This window comes from Collimonas fungivorans, assembly GCF_001584145.1.
In the GTDB taxonomy this organism is placed as follows: domain Bacteria; phylum Pseudomonadota; class Gammaproteobacteria; order Burkholderiales; family Burkholderiaceae_D; genus Collimonas; species Collimonas fungivorans.
Genome location: NZ_CP013232.1, coordinates 4195743 through 4207976 on the forward strand (window position 1 = coordinate 4195743; position 12234 = coordinate 4207976).

The following is a 12234-nucleotide window of genomic DNA, read 5'->3' on the forward strand; positions in this document are numbered from 1 at the left end:
TTGACGACTACTTACACTCTATTATCTGACTTCGCTTGAATTTACAATGGTTGCAGCAGAAAAGACAACATTGATTAAAACACTAACGCGAGCGACGACATGACTACCAAACTGATCCTTCTGGGCGCCGGCAAAATCGGCGACGCCATCCTCAACCTGCTGTCCCATACCGGCGACTATATCCTGACCGTAGCCGACCGCGATCCGCAACGGCTGGAGTATGTGAAGCAGGCGGGGTTTCCCAACGTCACCACGATCCTGGCGGACATCTCGCACGCGCCGACCGTGACCAAGCTGATCAGCGGCCACGATGTCACGCTGTCGGCCTGTCCGTATTTCCTGACGCCGGTCATCGCCGCCGCCGCCAAGGCAGCTAAATCGCACTATTTCGACCTGACCGAAGATGTCGAAAGCACCCGTTTCGTCAAATCGCTGGCGCACGAGTCTGACACTGCATTCGTGCCGCAATGTGGCCTGGCGCCGGGTTTCATTTCGATCGTGGCGAACGATGTGGCGAGCCGCTTCGAGCAGCTGCATGACGTCAAGATGCGCGTCGGCGCGCTGCCGACCTTTCCTAGCAATGCGCTCAAGTACAACCTGACCTGGAGCACCGACGGCCTGATCAACGAGTACTGCAATCCTTGCGAAGCGATCGTCGACGGCGTGCTGCGCGAAACCTCGCCGCTGGAAGAGCTGGAACACTTCTCGCTCGACGGCGTCGACTACGAAGCCTTCAACACCTCCGGCGGCCTCGGCACTCTGTGCGAAAGCCTGCGCGACCGCGTGCAGAACCTGGATTACAAGACCGTGCGTTATCCCGGCCATCGCGACATCATCAAGATCCTGGTGCGCGACCTGCAACTGGGCAAGCTGGAACGCCGTCCGATCCTGAAAGAAGTGCTGGAAACCTCGATCCCGATCACCAAGCAGGACGTGGTGCTGACCTTCGTCAGCGTCAGCGGCATGCGCGACGGCCGTCTTGAGCAGGAAACCTATGCCCAGAAGACCTATAGCCAGCACGTCAACGGCCAGTTGCTGTCGGCGATCCAGCTGACCACCGCGGCCGGCATCTGCGCCATGGTTGACCTGGTCGTCACGGGTGTATTGCCGCAAAGCGGTTTTGTGCGGCAAGAACAAGTCACTCTGGGCGATTTCCTGGCCAACCGTTTCGGCCAGTTCTACGCCGGCCATGCGCCTGCGCACGGCGGTTTTGCATCGGCCAGCAATACCGATTTCAATAAACTGAAAGCGGTTGCTTAAGCACGCAATACGAAGTCCTCGGAAAAACGGCCTGTATAGCTCGCAAGAGTTATACAGGCCGTTTGTTTTGCCGCTGCCGGATCACGACAGCAGCGCTGTGGTTAAAACGCTTTGCGTACGCCCGCCGAAAATACATTGTTGACCAGCCCACCCTTGCCGAACTGCGCATCGTAATTGCCGTACCAGCTCCAGTTGCTGGCAAACACGCTGGAGATGCCGATCCCGGCCCAGCCGCTGTTGCGCGCCAGGCCTATGCCCTGCACCGAAAAACCGGCAGCCGGCGCGCCCACGAAAGCCGCATTGAAATCCAGCTTGCCGTCGTTGAAACCATGCTGCCAGGCCGCATAAGCTTGCACACTGGTATGGCCGCCCAGCCAGTCGAAACCGGTATCGCCGCGCAAGCCAAGTACGCTCGCAGTCTGATGGTAGGTGCTGCTGCCGGCGGTGAGGCCGAAGGGGCTGCCGGTTTCGGTAAACGCGCCGCGCTTGAGGCGGTCGTAGCTGATGCCGGCAAACGGCGTCAAGGTCGATGTCGCCGACAGTTTGCGCACGTAGCCGGTTTCGGCATAGGCTGAAATCATGCTGTCGGTATGGTTGGCGGACAGGCTGTCGACCTCGCTGCCGAGGATCACGCTGCGATTGATCTTGCTGGTTACGCGGGCGATGCCGGCGCGGCCGGAGACGTAGATGCCGTCATGGCTGAGCGCATAGCGGCCATACAGGGACAAGCCGGCATCCTGGCTGTTGGCGGCGCCGCCGAAACGGTCGAAGCTGGCTTTGCTTTCCGAATAGGACAGCGCGGCGCCGACGATCGCCTTGTCGTCCAGGTGCGTATCGAAACCGAACTGGCCGCCCCAGGTCGAGGTATCGGCCGAGGAATAGCCGGACTGGCCGAGCTTGCCGGTGGCGCCGATCACACTGGCCCACAAGCCCGCCTTGGCGCCGCCCGCAACCGGATTGGCCAGCAGCGACAGGCGGTTCGACAAATCACGGTTGATGGCTTGCGACTGCTGGAAAGTCAGCGCCTGCGAAGAGGCATAGATCTGTCCCGACAGGCTATCCAGCACCTGGGCCGCGGCAGCGATATCCGCTGTGCGCTGCAGCGCCGCGGCGCTGTTCAGGAAGGCGCTGTCGCTGCTGCTAATGCCGCCGCCGGTGTTGCCGCTGGCGGCCATGGCGTCGGCCGCCTTGAGTCCGGTCTCGACGTTGGCGGCGCTGTTGTTGCGCGTAGGATCCGCGGCAAACGCTTGCGCTGCAACCGCCTTGACGTCGTTGCGTGCAATGCTCAAGTCAACTTCGTTGGCGGTATAAGCCAGCGTCGCGTTCAAGAAGGTACCCGGGTTGAAAGCCGTGCCGTCGTGTTCGAACGACACATCCTGGAACACGCCGGATACGCCGTTGGCAGCGGTCAACACCTTACCTTTGACGCCGACCTGCTGCGCCACGTAGCCGGACGGATCGCTGCTGCCGGCAGGCGTGGTCGCCACCAGGTGTGAATTGCCGAGCGTGGCGCTGCCGCCTATGGTCAAGGTCGTATTGAACTGGTTGGCCAGCACCGCACTGGCCGTGGCCGTATAGTTGCCGGCAATCGTCATGCCGCTGCCGGTATTGCTGAGACGGCCGTTGTTGGAGACGCTGCCGCCGATGCGGCCGCCGTCGCCGGACAGCACGCCGGCGCTGTCGATGGTGACTGCGGAAGCAACCGATCCGGTGACGTTCAGCGTGCCTTTCAGAATTTCATTGGCGCCGGCATAGGTGTTGTTGCCGGACAGGGTCAGCGTGCCGCTGCCGTCTTTCAGCAGGCCGGCATTGCCGCCGATATTGTTGGCGAAGGTTGAGCTGGCGGAGTCGAACTTGGCGACGAAGTTGCCGCCCAAGGTCAGCCGGGTATCGAACAAGCCAGGACCGTTGGCGGCTTTGCTGGCGTTCAGCAGACCCCAGCCGTAGGTGGCGGTGTCGCCCATGCTGGTGGCGGTCGACAAGATGGTTTGCCGGATCTGGTCGGCATTCATCCAGGGATAGGCTTGCTGCACCAGGGCAGCGGCGCCGGTTACCGCCGGCGCGGCGAACGAAGTGCCGTAGACCCGGCGGCCGGCGGCAGCCGAGATAAAATCGCCGGGCGCCGCCAGGCACCAGTTGGCGGCCTCGCCGCAGCGGTTGGAATAGCTGGAAATCACGCCTGGCGTGGTATCGCTGCTGCTGTATCCCTGGGCGCCGCCGGCAGCATTCACCGCCACCACTGCCAGCCAGCCTTTTTGCAGGTCGGGATACAGGGCCGGCAAACCGGCTGTCAAGCTGGGATGGGCGCTGCCATCGTTGCCTGCGGCCCAGATGAACAAACTGCCCTTGCTCACGAAAGGCTGATAGATATTGTAGAAAGTCGGGCCATTACCGCCGGGGGTCGCGATCGAGCCAAAGGCGTTCGACTGGTTGAAGAGGCGCGCCCCCTTGTTGAACAAGTCCTGGTAAACCGAGGCATTCAAGGTGACGTTTTCACCACCGGTGCCGACTGCGGCGCCCAGCATGTTGACTGCCGGCGCCACGCCATAGCTGCTGCCGCCCAGCGCTTCCGCCGCTTCGCTGCCGTGGCTGTCGCCGGCGCCGCCGCTGGCGTAGACGGTCTTGCTGAGGCGTCCGCCAAATTCCGGATCGCTGACATTGAAATCCGTGTCGACCACTGCTACCGTCACGCCGGCCCCGGTAATGCCGCGCGCATGGGCGGCGCTGGCGCTGCTTGGATCGCTGGCGTTGAGCGTCGGTGCGACGCTGCTTGAGGGGGTGGATGTGGTCGGCACTGGCTGCTGAGCGCCGCCCGCTCCGCTAGAGCTGCCGCCACCGCCGCCGCCGCACGCAGAAAGCATCGTAATTACAGCCGCAGAAACAACAGACAAAGGAAAACGACTTACAGGATCTCGATTCATGGATTTACTCGGGTCTAAACTTGCAGCAAAAGCTTGACGAAAGTTGTCGTAGCTGTTCTTGCGTCAAATTACTTGGTCAAAAAGTGTCTGCACGATACCGCCAGCAGCGGGCCAATACAATACAAAGGTGGCATCAAATGCTAAAAAAATGAGCAGATATTTGATGAAATTAGTGATTAATAACAAGTAGTTATCAACAAATAACGACAGATGAGCAACTAAATATTCTTCCAGCAACGTTTTCCCGGCGCGATTTGCCGGGGAAGATTTGCAAAACAAAAAGCCTGCTCAAGAGCAGGCTTTCTGTTTTATTGTCGGCAGCCTTTTATCCAGAAACAGCGATTCGATTTCCTCCGAGGCAGACAAGCCGCAAGAGCTGCAGCACATCCGGGCCCGCTCACATGCTAAGCGCTTAGTGCAGCTTTCCAGGCTGGCGCCTGACCAAAGAAACGGCCGGCGTCCAGCATTTCGATTTGCGTCCCGCGCTGCAGTACGAAAGTGGGAAAGCCTTGGCCCCCACGCGCGCCAGAAAGGCGCGGCTGGCAGCGATGTGGACTTGCGTGGCAGCGCCGCCGAGCTCGGCAAACTTGCTGTCGAACAGCTCCGGATCAAGACCCATCTCAATTGCCAGCGCATGCAATACCGCGGCATCGGCAACCCGCAAGCCGCGTACATAGTGCGCCGCCTGGATCCGCGCCAGCATGGCCAATCCCTGTCCTGCAACTGTATCGGCCGCCAGGATCGCGGTGGTCGGCGGTGCTGAGTCCAAGATAGCGGTGGTATCCAGCAACAGGCCGTTGAAGTAGCTGTCGCCAAACGGCTGTCCGGTCATGGCTGAGATACGCTGGTCGTGCTGCATCACGTAGTTGCGTAATTGCGCGCTGACCTGCTGGCGATTGGCGCCGGTCATCATGCCGCCGCCGTGCAGCTCGATGTGAAGGCCTGCGACCTCGCGTGCGGCCTGCAGCAAAGGCGCCGCGCCGTAACACCAGCCGCATAGCGGATCGTAGATGTAATGCAGCACCGTGCCCTGCGCAGCCGGCGCCGCCGCGGTCTTGCTGTCGACAGCGCCGGGCAGCGCGCAGCTGTTGTCGTCGCAGTCGTGGCCGCTTACCATTTCATTTCGCCTTTACTTACCTTGGCGCCCAGTTCCAGCGACGATACGCCATCCAGGTTCGGATAATGCTTTTTCATCGCGTCGATCAAGGCGGCGGAGTCCTTGGCTTTGACGGTTTCCGCTTCATAGGTCTTCAGGTAGTTCTTGGTGAAGCGCACCGATTCGATGGTTTGCGGCGCACCGGCGCTGAAATGGCCCGGCACCACGATCTTCGGATGCAAGGACGAAATCTTGTCGAGCATCTTGATCCATTGCTGGCGCGATGCCAGGGTCTGGGTGTCGGCAGTCCATACATGTTCATTGCCGGCCACCAGCACGCCGCCAACCACGGCCTTCAACGATGGAATCCAGACAAACGTGCGCTCCGGGCTGGCGCCGTCGAGGCCGATCACTTCCAGCTTGCGGCCTTCCAGGGTCAGGGTGCTGCCTTCCAGCGGTTCCGGCACGATCAGTTGCCTAGGCGCGTTGGCGCCCAGCTTGGGGCCCCAGAACGCCAGCTTGTCCTGCATGGTGGCCTTGATGTGGGCGATCACCGGCGCCGGCGCCAGCACCTTGGCGTCCGGATATGCCTCCTTCAGCACTTCCAGGCCGAAGTAATAGTCTGGATCGCCGTGGCTGATGTAGATGGTGGTCAGCTTCTTGCCGCTGTCCTGGATTTTTTTCAGCAGCTGGCCGGCGCTGGAACGGTCGAACTGGGCATCGATGACGATGGCGTCGGTGCTGCCGGTAATCAGCTCGGAAGACACCGGGAACATGCCGCTGGCGCCGGGATTGTAGACCTCCAGTTTCAAAGGTTGCGGCGCCGCGGCCGCAGCGCCGGCGATCATCAGGCCTGCGGCGGTTGCCAGCAGCGAACGGAACAAGGTACGTGTAAACATCGACATCTCCAGGGTGATAGGAAAGAAACATCATCATAGTTGACTGAAACGATGCAAAAAACCTCATAATAGTGCCTAGTTAGTTGCACAAATCGATCTAATAGACTAAACGCCATGGACAGACTGGTTGCAATGCAGGTATTCGTCGAGGTCGCCGACCGCGGCAGCCTGACCGCAGCCGCCGACAAGCTCGACATGTCGCGCGCCATGGTGTCGCGTTACCTGGCCGAACTCGAGGAGTGGGTGGGCGCCCGCCTGCTCCATCGCACCACGCGCAAACTGAGCCTGACCTCGGCCGGCAGCGACACGCTGCCGCGCTGCCGCCAGATGCTCGACATGGCCGGCGACATCCAGGCTTCCGCCGCCACGCCCGAACATACACCGCGCGGCACGCTGCGCCTGACTTGCAGCATGTCGCTGGGACAGGCTTACCTGGCGCCGCTGCTGGCGCGTTTCCTGAAACGCTATCCCGGCACAGCGGTCGACATGCTGCTGGTTGACCGCGCAGTCAACCTGGTCGAAGAACGGGTGGACCTGGCGATCCGCATCACCAACGCGCTCGATCCCAACCTGATTGCCCGCAAGCTGGCGGTATGCCGCTCGGTGGTATGCGCCTCTCCGGCCTATCTGCAGGAACACGGCACGCCGAACAGCGCGGAAGACCTGGCCCTGCACAACTGCCTGACCTACTCCTATTTCGGCAAGAGCTTGTGGGAATTCGAGAAAGACGGCGCGCCGGTGGCGGTGCCGGTAGGCGGCAACATGAGCGCCAACGAATCGTCGGTATTGCTGGAAGCGGCTGTCGCCGGCGCCGGCATCAGCTTGCAGCCGGTGTATGCAGCCACAGGATTGCTGCGTAGTGGTAAACTACGCGCGCTGCTCGAAGAATACCAACCGCGCGAAATGAGTATTTACGGCGTCTACGCATCGCGCCGCCAAATGCCTGCCATCCTGCGCGCCATGCTCGATTTCCTGGTCGAGGAATTCAGCGCAGACCCAGACTGGGCAACACCAGTCATTTAAATCAAGCAAAGTATCAAGCAAATCCGTCCGTGACACCCATAAGGCAGCCATTGCCCACGCGTTAGCCAATGCTTCCAGTCGTCACAGCTTCACCTAGTAAAAACAAAATGCAAAAAATCTCCACGCTTACCCGTAATACCCTGATGTTCCCGCTGGCTTTGGTGCTGTTCGAGTTCTCGGTCTACATCGCCAACGACATGATCCAGCCGGGCATGCTGACGGTAACCCGCGAGTTCGGCGCCAGCGCAGCCTGGATGGCGTCCGCCATGACCGCCTTCCTGGTCGGCGGCGCCGTGTTCCAGTGGCTGTTCGGGCCGCTCTCTGACCGCATCGGGCGCCGTCCCGTGATGCTGGGCGGCACTGTTTTTTTCATCCTGTCCTGCCTGGCGACGCTGTTCTCGCAAAGCATTGAAAGCTTCATCATCTTGCGCGTGCTGCAAGGCGTCGGCTTGTGTTTCATTTCTTCGGTCGGCTATGCCGTGGTGCAGGAAGCATTTGAAGAAAAGGCAGCGATACGCGTTACCGCGCTGATGGCCAATGTCGCCTTGATTGCACCGCTGATCGGACCGGTAGCAGGCGCTTTCATGATTGAAATCCTGCCTTGGCGCATGGTGTTCGTATTCATCGCCGCCATCGCCACCGTTTCCCTGGTCGGCCTGTGGCGGCACATGCCGGAAACCGTCAAGCAGCGCAAAGAGAAACTGCCGCTGGTGCAGATCTGGCACGACTACCGCGCGGTGGTCGGCAACCGCCATTTCCTGAAGGCTGCGATGTGCATGCCCTTGCTGGCGATTCCGCTGATCGGCTGGATCGCCATGTCGCCGGAAATCCTGGTGGCCGACGGCCACCTGAGCGTGATCGAATACGGTTACTGGCAGATCCCGGTGTTCGGCTGCCTGATCGCCGGCAACCTGGTGCTGGCGCGCCAGGTCGACCGCTGGCGCCTGGGCAGTTCGATCCGGATCGCGCTGTATCCGATTGCCCTGGGCGTACTGATCATGCTGTTCGGCGCGGCTTTCCTCGACAAGCCTTACTTCCTGGTGGCGGCGATCAGCGTGATTGCGTTCGGCGAAGGTTTGTCGGCGGCCGTCATGATCCGCTTCACGCTGACTGAAAGCGCGGTCTCGAAAGCCACCGTGGCGGCCACCATGGGCATGATCAACATGACCTTGTACGGCGTCGGCATCGAGCTGTACAAGGTGTTTTACCAGTATGCGGGGATGATGGGTTTTGCGCTGTTTTCGCTGGCGGTGATTGCGCTGTACTGGTACCTGTCGCGCAGCGTGGTGGCGCGCGCCATGCTGGCCCGGGTGACCGGGCATGAAGAGAAAGATGGACCGCTGATCTGATGCATGCACTGCTCCGGCCGGCGTCGGAGCAGTGTCGCGGCGAAATTATTCGCCGCGCTTCTGGCTGATGATGCTCATGAACTCGCGCCGCGTCGACGGATCGTCGCGGAAGGCGCCCAGCATGCGGCTGGTCACCAGGCTGGTGCCTGGTTTATGGATGCCGCGCGTGGTCATGCATTCATGCGATGCTTCGATTACCACCGCAACGCCTTTCGGCAGCAGCACTTGCTGCAGGGTGTCGGCAATCTGCACCGTCATTTTTTCCTGGATCTGCAAGCGCTTGGCGAAGATGTCCACCAGGCGCGCCAGCTTCGAGATGCCGACCACACGCCGGTCCGGCAGGTAAGCCACGTGCGCCTTGCCGATGATAGGCGCCATGTGGTGCTCGCAATGGCTCTCGAAACGGATATTGGTCAGCACTACCATCTCGTCGTAGCCCTCGACTTCCGAAAACGTAGTCGAGAGGATTTCCACCGGGTCTTTGCTGTAGCCGGCAAAAAATTCTTCATAAGCCCGCGCCACGCGGGCCGGCGTATCCAGCAGGCCTTCGCGGTCAGGATCGTCGCCGGCCCAGCGCAGCAAGGTGCGGATCGCTGATTCCGCCTCGGCGCGGCTGGGACGTTCTGGCAAGGCGCTAGCCGCCGGCACTGGATCTTTTGAGGACATCTGTTTACCTTTTTCTAAAAATTTTACTTGCTCAATACATTTCGGCTAATGCCGACAGTGTAATTCAGCTATGGCATTACTGCATCGCATTCCTCAAAGGCCAGTCGATTGCGCAACGCAACATCGAAACTTGGGTCGGTAGTAGCCTGTTATTACCTGCCGCATCCTCGCTGTTCCATACTCGACCTTCCCTGCCCTACCCACTTCATTGAAGGACCTATCATGAGCACGAAAAAAATCCTGATCCTGGCCGGCGACTATGTCGAAGATTATGAATTGATGGTGCCGTTCCAGGCGCTGCAGATGGTCGGCCACCAGGTCGACGTGGTGTGCCCGGACAAAGCTGCCGGCGCCCAGATCCGCACCGCCATCCACGACTTCGAAGGCGACCAGACTTATAGCGAAAAACCCGGCCACAACTTTACCTTGAACGCTGCATTCAGCGATGTCGATGTCAGTCGTTACGATGCACTGCTGATCCCGGGCGGCCGCGCCCCAGAATACCTGCGCCTGAATCCGCGCGTGATCGAAATCGTCCAGCAATTCCATGCCGCCGACAAGCCGATCGCAGCAGTCTGCCATGGCCCGCAGCTGCTGGCGGCGGCCGGCGTGCTGGAAGGAAAAACCTGTTCCGCCTATCCGGCCTGCGCGCCGGAAGTCAAACTGGCCGGCGGCAAATATGCGGAAATCGACGTCACCGCCGCCCATCGCGACGGCAACCTGGTGACGGCGCCGGCATGGCCGGCCCATCCGGCCTGGCTGGCGCTGTTCCTGGCTGCATTGGGAACCCGCATCGAGTTATGATAAAGGCTGTGCGGCCGCCGCTGCGGCCCGCACGGCGTGACTGTTCAAGAAACGAGGTATCCGATGTGTCAGATTTATGCCCAGGCCGATCCCATCTTGTACGAATCGCGCGCCCGTTCGGTGCGCATCATGGGCGTCATCACCACCATCAAGCTGGAAAACCTGTTCTGGCAAACCCTGGCGGAACTGGCGGCGGACAACGACCTGACCACCAACCAGCTGATCGCCAAGCTGCATGACGAAGTCACTACGCACTTGGGCGAGGCCAGCAATTTCGCCTCTTTCCTGCGCGTCACCTGCCTGCGTTACCAGGCCCTGAGAGCCCATGCAGGATTCGAATCGAAGGCAGTCAGCGCCGCCACCAAGATCAACGCGGCTGCATAAAATTCAGCCCGCGGTCGACAACTTCAAGCCGATCAGGCCCAGCACGATCAGGCTGACGCTGGCGATGCGCGCCAGGCTGGCCGCCTCACCCAGCAGCACGATGCCGGCGATGAAGGAGCCTACCGCGCCGATGCCGGTCCATACTGCGTAGGCGGTGCCCAGCGGCAAAGTGCGCATCGCCAACGCCAGCAGCCAGATGCTGATGGCCATGCCGGCCACCGTGATCACGGATGGCCACAGGCGGCTGAACCCTTCGGAATATTTGAGGCCGACGGCCCAGACGATTTCGGCCAGGCCGGCAAGAAAGAGAATGATCCAGGCCATGCGACCTCCAGAAAAATGGGGTCGTCCCCGGATATGGATACGGCGCCGGGTCGTCCCGGCGCCGAGATGAAAACAGCAACATTATAGAGCGTCTTGCCGCCGCTCAGTGCACGCCTATCCAGCCCAGGCCGGCGGCAAACACCAGGTACAGCAAGCCGAACATCGCCAGCCGGCCGCCGCTCAGCATGCCCTTGCGCAGAAGCACGTAGAGGCCGAACATCGACATCATCGTCACCGCCGCCGCCCACACCAGCGCCGGGCTCAGCATCCATGGGGTAAAGATCAGCACCAGCGCGGTCGGGATAGTCGCCTGGATCATCATGGCGCCGCTGATATTGCTCAAGGCCAGGTTCTGCTTGCCTTGCCTGACCCAGATCACCGCATTCAGGATTTCCGGCAGCTCGGTAGCGATCGGACTCAGCAGCAGCGCCGCCAGTTGCGGCGAGATGCCCAGCCATGGCGCGATGTCGCCCAACTGGCGCACGAACAACTGCGAACTGAGGAAAATCACCACCAGCGCCACCAGCGTTTGCAGCAAGGCCCAGCCGATGCCCGGCTGGACATCGTGCGGCCTGAATTTCAAGGGTTCCAGCTCATGTATCTCGGCGTCGGCATCTTCTTCCTTGCGCATCTCGCCCCAGATATACACACCGTAGGCCAGCAGGAAAAAAACGCCCAGCCAAGGCTTGATCGCGAACGCTACCAGCCCCAGGCCGACCTTGACCACGAATATCCCGATGAACCAGGCCTGGTCTCGGCTCAGCCGCTGCGCGGCGCTGGCCGACAGCAGGATGCCGCCGATTTTCTTGCGGTTCAGGATGAACATCAGGCCCACCACCGCATACGCAATGGTCGCCAGCACCAGCGGTCCGCCCAGCGCCGCGCCGACGCCGATTTCCCGGTGCGCCGCATCGCGCCCGAACACCACGGCGACAAAGGTCACCACGCTTTCCGGCAAGGCCGTGCCGAACGCCGCCAGCACCGTGCCGACCGCGCTTTGCGCGATGCCGAGCCGACGCCCGACCCATTCGATGCTGTTGACGAAATATTCACAGGAAAGATAGATCACCACGGCCGAGCCGAGCAACAGAGCGAAGCTGAGTATCATGCGCGCGCTCCCGCCGCACAGGCCATGGCAGCAGACGAGAAAACCAACGAGGAAAGAAGCGGCTTAGTGGAACTGGCTGTGACAGCGCGTCGGCGCTGCCATTGGCGGTAAATAGGCATGTGGACATCCTGAGGGCCGGGCACTGACGAATGGCGCAACGCCTTCGCCCGGCCGGGTAAAGGGAAGCACCATAGGTCTTGCCAAACCGTGCGGTCGCGCATGCCATGGCGTAAATTGGATACAGCGCCAAGTATGTTGACATGCGCTCTTCGAAAGATTCGAAGGCGGCTACTCCCCTAAGGAGCCGCAATTTTATCACTGAAATATTGACAGCGGCAATGGCAGCTGCAGCATCCTCAAACATTCTCCTGCGCAACTAGCCACGGTAACAAACTGCCTG

Annotated in this window: 10 protein-coding genes, 1 pseudogene and 1 riboswitch; of the genes and pseudogenes, 5 read left to right on the forward strand and 6 right to left on the reverse strand. The window is 60.9% G+C overall.

From position 1 onward, the window contains the following. Window positions 1–99: 99 nt before the first annotated feature. The gene (locus CFter6_RS18230) at window positions 100–1260 is read left to right on the forward strand and encodes a saccharopine dehydrogenase family protein (RefSeq protein ID WP_061541121.1); all 1161 of its coding nucleotides are present in this window, start codon (window positions 100–102) and stop codon (window positions 1258–1260) included. A 101-nt stretch (window positions 1261–1361) separates the two neighbouring features. Here CFter6_RS18230 and CFter6_RS18235 read toward each other — a convergent pair whose 3' ends face one another. The 3 genes and pseudogenes from CFter6_RS18235 to CFter6_RS18245 form a co-directional block, all read right to left on the reverse strand. Further along, on the reverse strand, window positions 1362–4121 hold the full coding sequence (locus tag CFter6_RS18235; protein ID WP_236904406.1) for an autotransporter serine protease: 2760 nt from the start codon (window positions 4119–4121) through the stop codon (window positions 1362–1364). A 464-nt stretch (window positions 4122–4585) separates the two neighbouring features. After that, window positions 4586–5298 (reverse strand): annotated as a pseudogene (locus CFter6_RS18240) (DsbA family protein). Beyond that, window positions 5292–6176, reverse strand: coding sequence for an MBL fold metallo-hydrolase (locus tag CFter6_RS18245; RefSeq protein ID WP_061541123.1), 885 nt, complete (start codon window positions 6174–6176; stop codon window positions 5292–5294). Before CFter6_RS18245 ends, CFter6_RS18240 begins: the two are co-directional and overlap by 7 nt. Window positions 6177–6290: 114 nt before the next feature. Between CFter6_RS18245 and CFter6_RS18250 the strand changes: the two genes are divergently transcribed. Further along, entirely contained in the window at window positions 6291–7199 is a 909-nt protein-coding gene (locus CFter6_RS18250) for a LysR family transcriptional regulator (RefSeq protein ID WP_061541124.1), read from the forward strand. A 107-nt stretch (window positions 7200–7306) separates the two neighbouring features. Next, window positions 7307–8548 (forward strand): MFS transporter, encoded by a 1242-nt coding sequence (locus CFter6_RS18255; protein WP_061541125.1) that lies wholly within the window; start codon window positions 7307–7309, stop codon window positions 8546–8548. Window positions 8549–8593: 45 nt separating this feature from the next. Here CFter6_RS18255 and folE read toward each other — a convergent pair whose 3' ends face one another. After that, the gene (gene folE / locus CFter6_RS18260) at window positions 8594–9214 is read right to left on the reverse strand and encodes a GTP cyclohydrolase I FolE (protein ID WP_061541126.1); all 621 of its coding nucleotides are present in this window, start codon (window positions 9212–9214) and stop codon (window positions 8594–8596) included. A 222-nt stretch (window positions 9215–9436) separates the two neighbouring features. On the opposite strand from folE, the gene CFter6_RS18265 reads away from it, so the two are divergent. Then, window positions 9437–10018 (forward strand): DJ-1/PfpI family protein, encoded by a 582-nt coding sequence (locus CFter6_RS18265; RefSeq protein WP_061541127.1) that lies wholly within the window; start codon window positions 9437–9439, stop codon window positions 10016–10018. A 63-nt stretch (window positions 10019–10081) separates the two neighbouring features. Further along, entirely contained in the window at window positions 10082–10402 is a 321-nt protein-coding gene (locus CFter6_RS18270; protein WP_061541128.1) for a ribbon-helix-helix domain-containing protein, read from the forward strand. A gap of 3 nt (window positions 10403–10405) precedes the next feature. On the opposite strand, the gene sugE is transcribed toward CFter6_RS18270, so the two are convergent. Beyond that, window positions 10406–10726 (reverse strand): quaternary ammonium compound efflux SMR transporter SugE, encoded by a 321-nt coding sequence (gene sugE, locus CFter6_RS18275; protein WP_061541129.1) that lies wholly within the window; start codon window positions 10724–10726, stop codon window positions 10406–10408. A gap of 103 nt (window positions 10727–10829) precedes the next feature. Further along, window positions 10830–11834: a sodium:calcium antiporter gene (locus CFter6_RS18280; RefSeq protein WP_061541130.1), complete on the reverse strand. Its 1005-nt coding sequence runs from the start codon at window positions 11832–11834 to the stop codon at window positions 10830–10832. A 130-nt stretch (window positions 11835–11964) separates the two neighbouring features. Further along, window positions 11965–12136: riboswitch (yybP-ykoY riboswitch) on the reverse strand. Window positions 12137–12234 lie beyond the last annotated feature (98 nt).